The sequence below is a fragment of the Geomicrobium halophilum genome, assembly GCF_014207655.1.
In the GTDB taxonomy this organism is placed as follows: Bacteria; Bacillota; Bacilli; order Bacillales; family Marinococcaceae; genus Geomicrobium; species Geomicrobium halophilum.
Map to the genome: position 1 here is coordinate 218,185 of NZ_JACHHJ010000002.1, position 16,152 is coordinate 234,336.

Annotated in this window: 17 protein-coding genes; 14 read left to right on the forward strand and 3 right to left on the reverse strand. The window is 39.8% G+C overall.

What is annotated here, in order from left to right; genetic code table 11:
* The 3 genes from HNR44_RS17510 to HNR44_RS09070 all read right to left on the reverse strand — a co-directional run.
* Window positions 1–217, reverse strand: a 217-nt coding sequence (locus tag HNR44_RS17510; RefSeq protein WP_221434258.1) for a hypothetical protein, incomplete at its 3' end; no start/stop codon positions are given.
* 188 nt (window positions 218–405) lie between these two features.
* Window positions 406–1,311 carry an LCP family glycopolymer transferase gene (locus HNR44_RS09065; protein ID WP_246407221.1) on the reverse strand — a complete coding sequence of 302 codons (906 nt, stop codon included), beginning with the start codon at window positions 1,309–1,311 and terminating at the stop codon, window positions 406–408.
* Window positions 1,312–1,593: 282 nt separating this feature from the next.
* Window positions 1,594–2,508: an LCP family glycopolymer transferase gene (locus HNR44_RS09070; RefSeq protein WP_184403821.1), complete on the reverse strand. Its 915-nt coding sequence runs from the start codon at window positions 2,506–2,508 to the stop codon at window positions 1,594–1,596.
* A 285-nt stretch (window positions 2,509–2,793) separates the two neighbouring features.
* On the opposite strand from HNR44_RS09070, the gene HNR44_RS09075 reads away from it, so the two are divergent.
* From HNR44_RS09075 to HNR44_RS09140, 14 genes are all read left to right on the forward strand, one after another.
* The gene (locus tag HNR44_RS09075) at window positions 2,794–3,555 is read left to right on the forward strand and encodes a YveK family protein (protein WP_184403822.1); all 762 of its coding nucleotides are present in this window, start codon (window positions 2,794–2,796) and stop codon (window positions 3,553–3,555) included.
* On the forward strand, window positions 3,527–4,216 hold the full coding sequence (locus HNR44_RS09080; protein WP_184403823.1) for a CpsD/CapB family tyrosine-protein kinase: 690 nt from the start codon (window positions 3,527–3,529) through the stop codon (window positions 4,214–4,216). The genes HNR44_RS09075 and HNR44_RS09080 overlap by 29 nt, the downstream gene beginning before the upstream one ends.
* An 82-nt stretch (window positions 4,217–4,298) precedes the next feature.
* A complete protein-coding gene (locus HNR44_RS09085; RefSeq protein ID WP_184403824.1) occupies window positions 4,299–5,066 on the forward strand; it encodes a tyrosine-protein phosphatase in 768 nt (255 codons plus the stop codon).
* Between the two features lie 131 nt (window positions 5,067–5,197).
* Window positions 5,198–7,036 (forward strand): polysaccharide biosynthesis protein, encoded by a 1,839-nt coding sequence (locus tag HNR44_RS09090; protein WP_184403825.1) that lies wholly within the window; start codon window positions 5,198–5,200, stop codon window positions 7,034–7,036.
* 31 nt (window positions 7,037–7,067) lie between these two features.
* A complete protein-coding gene (locus tag HNR44_RS09095) occupies window positions 7,068–8,354 on the forward strand; it encodes a lipopolysaccharide biosynthesis protein (RefSeq protein ID WP_184403826.1) in 1,287 nt (428 codons plus the stop codon).
* Between the two features lie 324 nt (window positions 8,355–8,678).
* On the forward strand, window positions 8,679–9,791 hold the full coding sequence (locus HNR44_RS09100; protein WP_184403827.1) for a glycosyltransferase: 1,113 nt from the start codon (window positions 8,679–8,681) through the stop codon (window positions 9,789–9,791).
* A 233-nt stretch (window positions 9,792–10,024) separates the two neighbouring features.
* Complete coding sequence (locus HNR44_RS09105; protein ID WP_184403828.1) at window positions 10,025–11,371, forward strand: nucleotide sugar dehydrogenase; 1,347 nt, start codon at window positions 10,025–10,027, stop codon at window positions 11,369–11,371.
* A 195-nt stretch (window positions 11,372–11,566) separates the two neighbouring features.
* Window positions 11,567–11,779, forward strand: a complete 213-nt coding sequence (locus HNR44_RS09110) for a hypothetical protein (RefSeq protein WP_184403829.1) — start codon at window positions 11,567–11,569, stop codon at window positions 11,777–11,779.
* Between the two features lie 301 nt (window positions 11,780–12,080).
* Window positions 12,081–12,242 carry a transposase gene (locus HNR44_RS18050; RefSeq protein WP_425489450.1) on the forward strand — a complete coding sequence of 54 codons (162 nt, stop codon included), beginning with the start codon at window positions 12,081–12,083 and terminating at the stop codon, window positions 12,240–12,242.
* On the forward strand, window positions 12,238–12,444 hold the full coding sequence (locus tag HNR44_RS18055) for a hypothetical protein (RefSeq protein WP_425489451.1): 207 nt from the start codon (window positions 12,238–12,240) through the stop codon (window positions 12,442–12,444). Before HNR44_RS18050 ends, HNR44_RS18055 begins: the two co-directional genes overlap by 5 nt.
* Window positions 12,445–12,741: a glycosyltransferase gene (locus tag HNR44_RS09125; RefSeq protein ID WP_281381386.1), complete on the forward strand. Its 297-nt coding sequence runs from the start codon at window positions 12,445–12,447 to the stop codon at window positions 12,739–12,741.
* 91 nt (window positions 12,742–12,832) lie between these two features.
* Window positions 12,833–14,050 (forward strand): O-antigen ligase family protein, encoded by a 1,218-nt coding sequence (locus HNR44_RS09130; RefSeq protein ID WP_184403832.1) that lies wholly within the window; start codon window positions 12,833–12,835, stop codon window positions 14,048–14,050.
* Window positions 14,051–14,146: 96 nt separating this feature from the next.
* Window positions 14,147–15,181: a glycosyltransferase gene (locus HNR44_RS09135; RefSeq protein WP_184403833.1), complete on the forward strand. Its 1,035-nt coding sequence runs from the start codon at window positions 14,147–14,149 to the stop codon at window positions 15,179–15,181.
* Between the two features lie 175 nt (window positions 15,182–15,356).
* Window positions 15,357–16,130, forward strand: a complete 774-nt coding sequence (locus HNR44_RS09140; protein WP_184403834.1) for a glycosyltransferase family 2 protein — start codon at window positions 15,357–15,359, stop codon at window positions 16,128–16,130.
* The last annotated feature ends 22 nt before the right edge of the window (window positions 16,131–16,152 follow it).

Here is a 16,152-nt window from a genome sequence, read left to right on the forward strand (position 1 = left end):
CGCCGAATTCCCGGGCTGAAACGCCGAATAACCGCACAATACGCCGAATTCCCCGTAGCTCCCGCCGAATCACGGCATCCCCGCGCCGAAAAAGTGGGATCATCCGCCGAAAAGGAGTGTCCTCCGCAAGCTGTGGATAAAACGTATGCCAAGGAAGGGCGGTGCTCCTTGGCATGCGTTCATATAGGATGCTTTCCGCGGCGCGGAAAGCTATCAATAGAGCCCCCAACCCCCGTTGCGCCGAAAAAAAGTTTCTGCGCCGAATCCTCAGGGCGAAACGCCGAATAATCGTGCCATGCGCCGAATCCCCGGGCCGAAACGCCGAATAATCGCACAATGCGCCGAATTCCCCGTAGCTCGCGCCGAATCACGGCTTCCCCCCGCCAAATCCGCACCACACGTAACCTAATCTTCCAGTTCTAAATGCTCCCGCAACACATTTGTGACCTTGGCTTTTTCTACCTCGTCGACGAGGTAGTAGTATACACCTTCAATTTGTGTATGTTCGCCTTTCAACGTGAGTTGTTCGATGTTACGTCGGCTTGGTTCGTAGTCTTGCATATCGAGCATTTCCTCAAATTCCATATTGGTCTGTACGTTGGTGCCAATGGCATCAAGGATGGAGCCGATGCTTGCCACGGCTGAAATTTGGGCTCCTTCACGGAGGACGCCTTCGATCACTTGCCGCTGGCGGTCGTTCCGTCCGGCGTCTCCCATGGGGTCATCTTGACGCATGCGTACGTAAGCAAGGGCTTCTTTGCCGTTTAGTTCCAGCTCTCCTCTTTGAAAATTCACATCAGCATATTCAAAAGCAAGGTTATTATAAACGGTAATGCCGCCGACGGCATCAACTAATTCTTCAAAGCCATCCATATTAATGGTTGCGACATAATCGATGGGTACATCGAGAAAATGTTCAACGGTGTCCATCGCCATTTCCTCACCGCCATAATAGTAAGCATGATTAATTTTATCTTTCATTCCGCGGCCGACGAGTTCCGTGTGAGAATCACGCGGAATACTGAGTATTTTCATCGATTCGTCTCTCGGATTCACCGTTACCACAATCATCGTATCCGTGCGTCCGTAGTCCACCTCTTCCGCATCTAAACCAAGCAATAAAAAAGAAAGCGGGTCTTCTTCCTCGAAGTCAACCTGCTCGGGGCGAATGTCTGAGCCTCCACGTTCGATCGGTGAATGCATATGATTTGCGGTTGATGATACGGATAAAAATAAATATAGGGTGACGCTTCCGATAATCAGCATAAGCGCGGAGACAATGATAGCTATGATTTTCAGGGCTTTTTTCATAAGGAAACTCCTCATTTTTGAGATCGGCAGATTGTCCTATTGCCCCATCATATGCCTATCAGTCTGGATTATGCCCGTCTTTTCAGACAAGGTGCTGAGGAACATCAACGTTGCAGTACGGCAAACCTTCCAAGAGTAAAATAACGCGCTTTACCCTACAGCTTTCCACGGCCTGGGCTCTTCGGAAAAAATGAGCACACACAAAACCCTCGGTACCCAATACCGAGGGCTACAAGCCAGGTCGAAATTGTTCATACGTACACTACTCAGAGTGGACGACGCCTATTCGATCCCTTCCTCCATATCCAAATGTTCCCGCAAAGCTCCTGACACTTCCGCGATCTCCTCATCGCTGACGAGATAATAGTAGATGCCATTGATCCTTGTTCCTTCACCATTCAGGGTAAGATGCTCAATGTCATGGCGGCTGGATTCGTAGCCTTGCATGTCGACCATCTCATCGAATTCCATGTTGGTTTGTACGTTGGAGCCGATGACATCAAGGATCGAACCGATCCGCGTAATCGAGGAAATGTGCGCACCTTCTCTCAAGACTCCTTCAATCACGTCACGCTGGCGGTCGTTGCGGCCGTGATCCCCTTGTGGATCTTCATAGCGCATACGCACGAAGGAGAGCGCCTCTTCACCGGTAAGCTCGAGTTCGCCTTCCTCGAATTCGAAGCCGTCTTGTTCAAAACTAAAGTCATTTTCCACAGTGACACCGCCGACGGCATCGACCATTTCTTCGAATCCTTCCATATTAATAGTTGCGACATAATCAATCGGCACATTCAGGAAGTTTTCCACGGTGTCCATCGCCATCTCCGTCCCACCAAAGGCATGGGCATGATTGATTTTGTCATCCTCGCCGCGGCCAATAATCTCAGTCCTCGTATCACGGGGGATGCTCAACATTTTCATCGACTCATCGTTCGGATTAACGGTCACAACGATGATCGTGTCCGTTCGTCCGACTACTTCATCTTCGGCATCAACACCAAGTAATAGAAAAGAGAAAGGATCTTCTTCCTCGAAGTTAATGGCCTCTTCCCGCATATTGGAGGATTCCCTTTCGATCGGTGCATGCATCTCATCTGCCGTTGATGAGACAGAAAAATAAAGATAAAGGGCAAAGCCCCCGACACTCAGGACGAGAACAGAAACGATAATGGATAGAATGATCAGGGCTTTTTTCATAGATGAACTCCTCTAATTTTCTAGTTATGTATTGAATGACATGATTCCTCAATGTTACCATAAATCATTGTTATTCATATGTACATATTTTTTTCAAAAATGATAGAAATCAGTCACTATTGAGTAGAAAATAAAGTCTAAATGACTATTAATTTTCCTGGATCCTAGGCTAATAGATACATAAGTACGATAGTATTCGATCTTTTGTTTTAGTATAATCAGGGGCGTAAATATTTAGTCATGTTTTTATTTTTGTAACTGAGTGACAGATGGCAGGAGGAAGGCATGGAAGAAACGATTAGTTTAAAGGAAATCTTGGAAACGTTGAAAAAGCGCTGGCTGATGATTGTCCTCATTACAGTCGGTGCTGTTGGCATTAGTGCGATCGTTAGTTTCTTTGTGATGACGCCGCAGTATGAAGCTTCTACGCAGCTGCTTGTCAATCAGGGACAGGAGCAGCAACAAGAGAACTTCGATGTGGGCGATATTGACACGAATGTGGAATTGATTAATACATATAGCGTCATCATTACGAGTCCGGCGATTCTTGATCTAGTGATTGAAGAAACCGGTTTAGAACGGTCGTATTCCCAATTGGAAGAGCAAGTAGATGTGAACCCGGAAGGGGAGTCGCAAGTGGTCTCCGTTTCGGTCACGGACCCCGACCCGCAAACAGCGATCACACTTGCTGATACCACCGCGGCGGTCTTTCAAGAAGAAGTTGAGACAATCATGAATATTGATAACGTCAGCATTCTTTCCAGTGCCAATAGCGGGGAAGAAATGACGCCAGTGTCACCGCAGCCTGTACTGAACATGGCCATTGCTTTTGTCGTGGGTCTAATGGTAAGTTTAGGTTTGGCTTTTCTCCTGGAATTCCTTGATAACACGATTCGAAATGAACAAGATATTGAGAAAGAACTTGGCCTCGCCGTGTTAGGTGTGATTCCGAAAATGGACGAAGCTGATGTGAAAAGCGAAGGGCCCCGCAGTCAGATGCAAAGAAGGGGGGGGTACAATGTTCAGAAAATCTCACAAATCAAATGACAAAAAGCGCTCCCTTGTGGTACGGGATCAACCGCGTTCTCCCATATCAGAGCAGTTTCGGACCATTCGCACAAACATTCAATTCTCATCTGTCGACGAGAATATGCAAGTCATAATGACCACTTCATCAGGACCGACAGAAGGAAAAACGACCGTGAATTCAAATTTGGCTGTGACGATGGGACAACAAGGGGGAAACGTGTTATTGATCGATGCGGACATGCGCAAACCATCTGTTCATTATACATTTCGCCTCCCTAATCATGTGGGATTAACCAACGTCATTACAAAGCAGCGTGAGCTCCAGGATGTGACTCACTCCACAGATATAGAAGGGCTCGATGTGCTGACGTGTGGACCATTGCCCCCGAACCCATCAGAATTACTTGGGTCGCAGAAGATGAAGGATTTTTTGATGGAAGCACGTCAGGAATATGATCATATCGTGATCGATACACCCCCGGTACTGGCGGTCACGGATGCGCAAATCGTGGCGGGGCTAAGTGATGGCGTGGTTTTAGTCGTGGACAGTGGACATACGGAAAAGGAAGATGCACGCAAAGCAACAGAATTGCTCAACCATACAAACGCAAAAATGCTAGGTGCTGTGTTGAATAGCCAAGAACGTAAAGCTAGCAACTATATGTACTATTATGGTTGATAAAAAATGAAAACAACTCCGTTACATTTTACTAGGACTATGTTAGAATCCATTTTATTGGAAAAAGTCAGGAGGGATACCAATGATTGATATTCATAGTCATATATTACCAGATATTGATGATGGGTCTCCTGATGTAGAAGAAAGCCTAGAGATGGTGAGGCAAGCTGTAGAAGGTGGGATTACGCACATCATTGCCACACCCCATCACCGCAATGGCGCTTTCGATAATGAGAGAAAAGATATTATTGAACGCACAGAAGCATTGAATGATGCCATCGTAGACGAACGCTTGCCATTAATGATTCTTCCCGGCCAAGAAACCCGTATCTACGGGGAGCTCGTTGAGGGGCTGAAAGCAGGGGAGCTTTGCACACTGGTGGATGGTGGCCGCTATTTATTCGTTGAACTGCCGAGCGATCATGTCCCTAAATATACGACGCATGTGTTGTACAACCTCTTGCAAGAAGAAGTGGTACCGATTATTGTGCACCCCGAACGCAATAGGCAAGTAAGAGAACACCCATCCTTGCTCTATGAAATGGTCACAGCTGGGGCAGCGACACAAATTACAGCTGCAAGCGTCACGGGTGACTTCGGCAGATCGATAAAAAAGTTCAGCCAGCAATTAATGGAACACGACCTTGTCCACTTCGTGGCATCGGACGCGCACGGTTCAATCAAACGTCCGAATCGGCTTCGGCAGGCATACGAAGAAATCGAAAAAAAATATGGAACAAACGCAGTCCTATTCTACCAAGAGAATGCCGAGCTTCTTAGTGATCACAAGCACATCATGATGGACGAGCCCGAAATGATCAAAAAAAAGAAAGTGTTTGGTTTATTTTAAAGAAATATACTTCTCGACATTTCCCGGGAAATGTCGAGCCATACACGGTGATGCATTCTAACCGTTCCTTTGCCTAATTTTGGGAAGGTAGATCTTTTACGAACATAGATCAATCGTTGAGGAGGTGGCCTATGACTTACAAAGTGAGAATACTTGTACTCATGATCATCGATACACTTATTGTTCTCAGTGCAGTATTTATCGGGGGGTACTTGCTCTTTGACTTACAAGGTTTGTCGAGGGAGCTTATGTTCACGACTTCAATCGTTCTTGTCATCGCCCACCATATCTTCGCTTCCATGTTCAAACTGTATAAAGGGGCTTGGCAATACGCGAGTACGAATGAGTTATTAAGGATTTTTTATGCCGTTACGTTGTCGGTTCTTGTTGCATCAGCTGTTCAGCCTCTGTTCTTTGATACGTTCTACGCACGAACCATGCTTGTGACTTGGATGTTACATATTTTGTTGATTGGCGGCACGCGTTTCGCATGGCGGATGTATCGAGATCATTATATGAAACCGCACAACAACCGTAAACGCACACTCATCGTAGGGGCAGGAGCGGGCGGCACCATGCTTACCCGTCAATTAAAAGGAAGCCCCGAAGCTGAACTGAAACCCGTCGCTTACGCCGACGATGAAAGCACGAAGCAGCATTTGGAAATTATGGACGTTCCCGTGGCAGGTAGCGTTGAGGACATTCACCACATCGTCGCTCATTATCGCGTCGAGCACATTGTGATTGCGATTCCTTCACTAAAAAGAGAAGACCTGAACCGCATTTATGACCAATGTATGGAAACGAACATTAAACCCCAAATCATGCCGATGCTTGAAGACATTGTTAGCGGCAAACTGGAAGTCACACAGATCCGCGATGTGGAAGTGGAAGACCTGCTAGGACGTGATCCTGTAGAATTGGATACAGAAGGCATTGGCGATAAAATTACGGGGAAAACCGTACTGATTACCGGTGCAGGCGGCTCCATCGGCTCGGAACTTTGTCGCCAGTTGTGCAACTTTGATCCTTCAGAAATGATACTCCTTGGCCACGGCGAAAACAGCATTTACAGCATCCATATGGAATTACAAAAGACGTATTCACACATTACATTTGAGACCGAAATCGCAGATATCCAGCATGCAGAAAGAATGCAAGGAGTCATGGAAACATACATGCCCGATGTCGTCTACCATGCAGCCGCACATAAACACGTGCCGCTCATGGAGAAAAACCCGCAAGAAGCGGTCAAAAACAACGTCATCGGCACCCGCAACGTCGCCGAAGCCGCAGACACCGTCGGCGTCAGCACCTTCGTCATGATTTCAAGCGACAAAGCCGTTAACCCGACGAGCGTCATGGGCGCAACAAAACGCATCGCGGAAATGGTCGTCCAACATCTGGACACAACGAGCGCCACCCGCTTCGTCGCCGTACGCTTCGGGAATGTATTGGGAAGTCGTGGCAGTGTCATCCCGTTGTTTAAAAAGCAAATCGAAGCCGGCGGTCCAGTAACGGTTACGCACCCGGACATGACACGGTACTTTATGACGATTCCGGAAGCGTCGCGGCTGGTGATCCAGGCAGGAGCTTTGGCCGATGGCGGTGAAATCTTTGTGCTCGATATGGGTGAGCCGGTGAAGATCGTGGACCTGGCGAAGAACTTAATTCGCTTTTCCGGGTTTAGTGAGGATGATATTGGTATTGAGTACACGGGGATGCGACCCGGAGAGAAGATGTATGAGGAATTGCTGAAGGATGAAGAGATTGATCGTAAGCAGGTGTATCCGAAGATACATATTGGGCGGACCACGGAGGTTCCGATGAACAATCTTAAAGAACTGTTTAATACGTATAATTATAAAACGACAGAGGGATTAAAGCAGGTTTTATTAAACATAGCTACCTTAGATCAACAGCCGGACTCGTTGTTATCCGAAGTGAGAAGTGAGATAAGTATTAACTAAAGCTATAACTATAACAGAATCGGTGAAACAATTGTGGAAGAAAATTAAAGGTAGTTCATTTATAAAAAACATGACCGTATTGATGTCCGGAACAGCGATTGCTCAGGGCCTAACAATTGCGGCAGCCCCAATTCTGACAAGATTATATGGTCCGGAGACATTTGGACTTCTTGGCTTATACACATCGATTATAGGTATAGTGACTGTTGTAATGACGTTGAGATACGAACTTGCTGTTGTCTTGCCTAGAGACGACAAGGGATCTGCGAACGTACTTGTTCTATCTATAAGTATTGCACTCCTATTGACGATTGCATTATCCTTATTGATTGTATTTTTCAATTACGAGATTGCGCAAATTTTGAACACCCCTGAATTGCAACAGTGGCTCTGGTTAGTTCCCATTGGTGCTTTTTCACTTGGAACATATAATGCACTAAAATACTGGTCTACAAGAAAAAAGCAGTTTCAAAGATTATCAATTTCACAAGTGATTCGGTCAACAGGACAAGTGTCGACGCAGGTTTCTGGAGGATTATTATCTATGGGTCCTTCTGGTTTACTGGGTGGACAAGTATTAGGACAAATAATTGCAACAGTTACACTAGGCTATCAAGTAATAAAAGAAGATCTTAAGATTATAACTAGTAGTCTTAGTATTAAACATATGAGTATAATAGCTAAAAAGTACAAGGATTTCCCCTTATTTAGCTCGTCGCAAGCATTAGTAAATTCAGTATCTCAGCATGCCACACCTTTTATATTAGCAGCATTTTTCGGGCCAGCTATTGTAGGTTTTTATACCCTTGCTCTAAAATTAATACAAATGCCCGCTAACTTAGTAGGTGAAGCATTTAAACAAGTTTACTATCAAAAAGCCTCAGAATTGACCAATAACAACAAACCATTAGACACACATATGTTAAAATCGTCATTTTATTTAGCTATTATTGGCTTTATACCCGCCTTGGTTATATTCATTTTTGCCCCTCAAATATTCTATTTTGCTTTGGGTGAAGATTGGTATGTGGCCGGCCAATATTCGAGGTGGCTAATTTTTTGGATGTATTTTTGGTTTGTAAACAGACCTGCGGTATCTTCCATTCAGGTATTTGGTTGGCAGAAATATCTTCTAATTTATGAAAGTGTTTTGCTTTTAGCCCGGGTTATAGCAATTTCCCTATCTGCAATATATTATGATGCCCTTACTGCTGTGGCAGCTTTCAGTGTTTTAGGGGCTGTTTTCACTCCTATAGTAACTATAAGCACATATGTTGCACTTAAAAAGAAGGGCAATCAAAGAGTTAAAGATGGATGATTCTTTTACAAACTATATTCTAAGATTAGAGTTTAATACATGAACCATTTTCCGACTAACGCTTAACGTCTATAGAGAAAATCAAACGAGATACGCTGATATTATTGAACAAAATACTTAACGTTCTCATCTTAATCAAGGGACCTTACTATTGCTTACGACACTCTCTCGCGCGTTAGGATTAAATCTATGCAAAGAACACTTTTAAATGCAATAAGCAGGAGTTATTTCAAACTATTTGATTGTCTGTAAACATTTACCTGATATATAGGAGATTATTTCATAAAACTTATGGACAATAAAAGAAACGGAAGAGGATAAATAATGGAAAAGATACTTTTTATCACTCCCCATTTAAAAGGGGGGGGAGCAGAACGAGTTATACTATCATTAGCTAATGAATTTAGTGAAATAGAAGATATTGACACAACGCTAATGGTAAATAACTTCACTGGTCCTTATATAAAAGATATTAAACATTCTTTAAGGACGCACATATTGAACAAAGAAATAAAGGTAAATCCTAGTTTATTAATTACATTAAGATCTATGATTAAAGAGATCAATAAAATTAAGCCGACAGTTATTATGACGACGTTAACAGTTTCAAACTTACTCCTCTTGGCTATAAAACCATTTTTAAAGTGTAATCCAAGAGTAGTTGTGAGAGAAACTAACCCACCGTCTGCTCAATGGTCTGGAAAAAAAGAAAAAATGTTTAACGTTCTTTACAAACTTTTTTATCCTAGAGCAGATAAAATAATAGCTATCTCAGATGCAGTTAAAATGGATTTATTAGGTTATATCAATAAAGATAAACTTAAAAATAAAATCAAGGTAATTTATAATCCTATTGACATTGAGTTAATTCAAAGACAAGCTAAGGAACGACCTGATACAAACTGGATAAATAAGAAAAGTAAATGTAATATCATATCAATTGGGAGATTAGTTCCCCAGAAGGATTACCCTACTTTGTTAAAGGCAGTTGCAATAGTGTCGCAACAAATACAATGTCAGTTAACAATATTAGGTGAAGGCCAAGAATACGATCATTTAGTTAATATGACTAAAGAGCTTGGTATAACTGAAAAAGTACATTTTTTAGGATTTGTTGACAACCCATATTCATATTTAAAAGAAAGTGATTTGTTTATATTAACTTCAAAGTCGGAAGGATTCGGTTTAGTGATAGCAGAGTCGTTGGCTTTAGGAACACCAGTAATTGCCACAAACTGTAACGGCGCACCAAAAGAAATCTTAGACAATGGAAAGTATGGAACATTAGTAAAAGTTGCTGATGCTGAGAGCATAGCAAAAGAAATATTAGATTACGAAGATCCAGCTACGAAAAAAAATAAACCAAGTACCAGGCACTATGATTTTGATATAAAAAAAATAGCTAGATCATATTATCAAGAGTTAATAAGTGATTAAATCAAATTATATTTGGGAATAATCGGTTTTCTTGTATATTTGAAGGAAAGTGCCTAAGAAATAAAGAATCACCAAGAAACTTTATAATAAATTCAGAGTCCTAAAGTGCTTATTATCTATCGGTTTTTTAAAAGAAGCCGCAAGGATTTTGCTGCCACTTCCTTCATAATTTGTATACTATTTCTGATCGTTTAAACACATTATTCTAACGAAATAAGGAGTGACATTTTTAAGTGAATAAATATTATAGTGATTTATCTGCTAAAATACATAATAAACACGCTATTGTTGGAGTTTTGGGTTTAGGTTACGTAGGGCTACCATTAGCAATATCAATTGCAGAAGCTGGATTTAAAGTGATTGGGATAGATATAGACACAGACAAAGTTCAGTATTTAAATGAGGGTAATTCATATATTAATGATATAGATAATAGAGTAGTTCAAGATCTAATAATAGCTGGTAATTTAGAAGTTACCTCTACATTTTCTGCTATAAAAGAATTAGATGCTTTATGTGTTTGTGTGCCAACACCATTAAACCAATCCCAAATTCCAGATATGTCTTTTATACAAACTTCCGTAGAACAGATAAAACCCTATATGAAAACTGGTCTGCTGATAACCTTGGAGAGTACTACTTATCCAGGTACGACTGATGAACTTCTAAAAAAAGAAATTGAAAAAGATGGCTTATCAGTGGGTGAAGATTTCTTCTTATGTTATTCACCAGAACGTGTCGATCCAGGAAATAAAGAATTTAGTATAGGTAATACACCTAAGGTTATAGGTGGTATAACAAGCTTTTGTAAGGAACTTGGTATAAGCTTGTACAAGACATTCGTCGATGAAGTTGTGCCAGTATCAACTACAAAAGTTGCTGAGATGAGTAAACTCTTGGAAAATACGTTCAGGAGTATTAACATCGCATTCATTAATGAAATGGCAATGTTGTCAGAGAAATTGGAAATAGACATTTGGGAGACAATAGAAGCGGCAAATAGCAAACCTTTTGGATATATGAAATTTTCGCCAGGGCCCGGTATTGGTGGGCACTGCATTCCTCTTGATCCTATGTATCTTTCTTGGAAAGCCAAAGAGCAAAATTTTCATAGTCACTTTATTGACTTAGCTCAAGAAGTGAATAAAAAGATGCCTGATTATACACATCAAAAAATAAGTATTGCTTTAAATGAACATACAAAATCTATAAAAGGCTCTAAAATTTTATTACTTGGAATAACTTACAAGCCAGATATCGACGATGTTCGGGAGTCTCCAGCTCTAGACCTTTATGAAAAGTTAATCGAATCGGGAGCACTAGTATCATTTTATGATCCATATGTAAATAATTTTAGAGATAAAAAGGGGGAAATTATTCAAAGAGTGGATATCAATTACTCAGATTTGATAAATTTTGACTGCGCCGTGCTGTTTACACACCATAGCCATTTTGAATTGGATCAAATATTATATAATTCTAATCTAATAGTAGATACAAGAAATGGTTTCAAGGACTATAATTCTGAGAAAGTTTATATACTTGGGTCTAAAGAAGAAAAAAATAAAGTTTTGATATAAATGGGTGAGGAACGGTAATTAAATTTATCAGTGTTATAGGTATCTATAACACTATTGACGAGAAGGTAGTAATGCTACTAGGTGCTGCTGAATAAATAAAAACACCCTTTATAACAAGGATTTTCGCTATTTTTGTCGAAATAAAGTGCAACGGATTTGAAGCTTCTGAATGAAGCCCGGGAAAAGGAGGAAGCGATGATCGATGGGTTGCATGAACCTTTCTGCGGAAGCCAGAAGAAGCCACAAACCTATCGGAAACAAGCTCGACAATCCTACCTGTCCATCGCCAAGCAGAAAAGCCCGAAACGTAAAAAGGTAAGGAAAGCGATTCGAAAGCAATGGGGCTACGTTGGGCGGATCTCCATCATTTGGCGATCCTGTCCCGTCCATCCGGGTTTGAACGACTAAGCAACAAACAATATGGTAAGCTACTTGTCATTTAGGAATTGTATCACCAACCAAGGCAGATGTATGATTCAAAGACCCACCGTATTGACGATCGGATCGTTACATTCACCAACCTCATGTTCGGCCGATGGTTCGTGGAAAAGCCCATACGAACGTGGAGTTCGGCGCCAAGTTGTCCATGACCCTGGTAGACGGGTGGGCGTTTCTCGACAACTGGCAGTAGGATAACGTATCACGAAGCCGCTGATCTCCCGGGTCGGTGGAAGCCTATGTGCAACGAACGGGCGTCTATCCCAAAGCTGTGTTGGCGGATAAGATTTATCTCACCCGCGAGAACCTAAAGTACTGCAAGGAACGCGGGATTAGTCTCACGGGCCCCAAGCTAGGACGCCCGCTCCAAGCAAGAATTCAAAGAGCAAAAGCATATCGAGAAGCGGGATGCCGCAGAACGAAATGCCATTAAAGGGAAATTCGGTGAAGGAAAGCTCACCTATGGACTCGGTCTTATTAGAGCATGCCTTCGAAACACCAGTGAAACAGTGATTTCCCTTCAAGTGCTCGTCATGAATCTTTCGAAAGCCCTTCGGGAGCATTCTTTTTTTATTTTTTTCATGTATCTGGGGCAAGAACGTTCAAAAATCAAAAGACAGCCTATGATTACTTGAATGAATGAAAGGTTATTCAGTAACTCCTATTTAAATTCTCAATGGGAAGGGTTCGGTTTGGTGATAGCAGAGTCTTTAGCCGTAGGCACACCAATCATTTCTACAAATTGTAATCGTGCACCAAGGGAAATTTTGGATGACGCTCAGTATGAGATTTTAGTTAATGTCGGTGACCCAGAACAGTTAGCAAACGCGATACTAAATGAATGCATCCAAATAGGTGATAACTCTAATAATCGGCACAATGATTTTGATATTAGTAAAATCACTAAGGTATATTTTCAAGAACTTGATTAACTTATAGATTTAACTATGTACTATACTATCCATACAGGGATGTAATACCCCTGAGGTAAACAAAAAGCCAATTAATATGATGGTGTTTGTGATGAAAATTAATACAAAACAGGTACTTATATTTTTCCTGATTTTAACTTATCTATCGGGACAATTTGACCTAAGTCGTTTGGGGATTTTTAATATTGAACTCGAGGTAAGGTATGTCTTTTTATTTGCTACCATACTGATTATGTTAATTATTTGTAAAAGTGATGATAAGTTCAAACCAATTAATAAATTAACGAATTTCTTTTTTATAACTTCTCTATTATATCTGCTTCTATTGATCCTCTCTTTTTTTAACAGTAATGACAGTACTGTTGCATCTGACAAAATAGAACATGTCATGTTTTTGGTTGTTTTAATAGGATTAACTTATTTGTCTATTAGATTATTTAATAATATGGACGAACTTATCACTACAGTTATGAAAATATTCTTGGTTGTGTCGTTATTTTACATGCTTCCTGTTCTAATCTCAGTTTTAGGTGGGGATTCTAGAGGGAGTATAGGTGTTGGTGGACCAAACGTGGTAACACGTATTTTATTTTTTGGGCTCATTGCAGCTATTTACCTTTATATGTATTATAAAAAAACATTTTATTTTCTTATTGGTGTGCTGTTATTTATAAGTATTATTTTAGTCGGTTCAAGAGGGGGGATGATAAGTGCATTTATATGTTTAGGTATTTTAATGCTAGCGAACATCAAGAAAGAAAATTTCATGAAAATAAATTATAAATTGCTAATACCGATTTTTATGTCCCTACCTATCGTATATTTTTTATGGGATTACCTAGCAGAAGTGTACACTAGTAGATTTTTAGGGTTGGTTATAGATGACCTTCATTATGCCGGACGGGACACAATTATGGAAAATTCGATAGCAACAATTGGTGAAAACCCCGTTTGGGGACACGGGTTAAACGCCTATGCAGTAGAAATTGGAGGAAATTACCCCCATAATATCATCATTGAAGTGTTATTAGAACTTGGGGTAATTGGACTCTTTGTGTTTCTACCGTTGATCATTATGAGTATAGTATTGTTAAGGTTTCTAAAAATCAGTGTGATATGTATTCTGCCTTTCTATATTTTACTAGTTTCAATGTTCTCTGGTGAACTTTTTGATTTTCGATATTTCTTTTTGTGGGGATTAATAACACTTCCCTTGTTAAGGGAACCTCCTCTAAAAAACAATCTTCAAGAGGATAACAACATTTATCTGAAAAGCTTGTTACGAATGAACCAGCAAAACCAGCGTTAAATATGAAAAATTGAGGTAGGTGTTACTATTAACATTATTCATTTTGCTCCAATATCCGGAAATGAGATAACAGGCTTTAATAAGTCAATACCAAGCTTGTTGAAAGCATTAAAAAATAGAGGACACAGTGTATATTTATTCTCGACCAAGGAAGGAGTAGATAATACACATCCAAAAGATATTTTCTATATCGACAAAAATAAATATGTATTAAATAATGAAATTAATATAGAGAAAGTTATTGGCGCTCCACCGGATATAATAATATTTAATGGAGTGTATATACCGCTATATCTGAAAATAACTAAGTGGGCTCGTAAAAAAGGGATACCTTACATTATTTCCCCTAGAAGTAGTCTTACTGAAGAAGCTCTTAGACAAAAAAAATATAAAAAGAGAATCGGCAACTTATTAGGTTTTGGTTATATGGTTAAAAAAGCTAGTGCATTACACCTTCTAAATGAATCAGAACAAAAACAAGCGAATAGATGGAACAAAATTAATTTTGTTGCCCCAAATGGTATAGATGTTTTAAATAAGGAGGAGTCCATTGAAGCTTTAGAGGAAAAAATAAATGTTAAAACTAGCATTTCATTCATTGGGCGTTTAGACATAAATCATAAGGGTTTAGACGTTTTGCTAAATGCTTTTAAAAAACGTAAGGAAGATATGGAATTTAATCACATAACATTAAACTTATACGGCCCTAGCGTTAATTCGAGTGAGCAGTATATAAGTGAATTTATACGACATAGCCAAATTGACAACCTTGTAAATTTAAATGCACCAGTGTATGGATCAGAAAAAGAAGAAGTATTAAATAGTACTGATATATTTATTCATACATCTAGGTTTGAGGGCTTGCCTATGTCTGTATTAGAAGCGCTTAGTAAAGGGGTACCCGCATTACTTACGCCTGGAACCAATATCTCCGAAGAAGTTGATAGGAATCAGGCTGGTTGGGAAGTGCCTTTAGATCCTGATAAAATAGCGCTTAAGATTTTAGACATCGCAAGTAAAGAAAGCATTATCAAATATAAAAAAAATGCAATTTCGTTTGTAAAAAAGAATTATTCATGGGACGACATAGCAGGAATACATGAGAAAAATTATTTATCTCTTATAGACTGATGTTTTGAATTCATCTATTAGCTCATCAGCCCGTAGAAGTCTGTGAGCAACAAATGATGTCTTTTTGCAACGTGATCGCATGCATCAATTAACTTTTAGTGTTGAGCCGAATTTTAGGTTTTCTCTTCCTTGTAATCAACCAAAAACAATAAACTTAAGGATGAGTTGATGAATAATGGCAATTAAAGAAGATATATCGAGTGAAGATGAAGCATTGGTGTCTATCATTACTCCCACTTATAACTCGGCTGATTTTATCCAAGAAACAATTAACAGTGTATTAAACCAAACATATCAAAAATGGGAATTGATAATAGTAGATGATTGTTCAACAGATAATACATTATCGCTGATCCAATCCTATAATGATGCGCGGATTTCTTATTATAAATTAAAAAGAAATAGTGGTGCAGCTGTAGCACGAAATACTGCAATACAATACAGTCAAGGCGACTTTTTGGCTTTTTTAGATAGCGATGATTTATGGGAGGAAAATAAATTAAAAGAACAAATACAATTTATGAAGGAAAATGATGTTGGATTTACTTTTACTGGATACAGAATAATCAAGGAAGATGGCAATAGTACTTATAATTATGTAAAACCCCCATCAGTCATCGCATATAAAGATTTATTAAAAAATACTGCAATTGGATGTCTAACTGTAATGATAGATAAGAATAAAATCCCTGATATAAAGATGCCTGATGTTAGGGCAGGGCAAGATACTGCTTGTTGGTTAAGTATACTAAAACAAGGTCATAAAGCATATGGAATTAATCAAGAGCTAGCTTATTACAGGAATGTCGATAATTCTATATCCAGTAATAAATTTAAAGCACTAAAAAGGGTGTGGAAAATTTATCGAGATTTAGAAGGTCTAAATATATTTAAATCCTCATGGTATTTTTCTCATTATGTGAAAAATGCTCTGTTAAAAAGAATATAGTAAATATATCACTAAGTTCTAA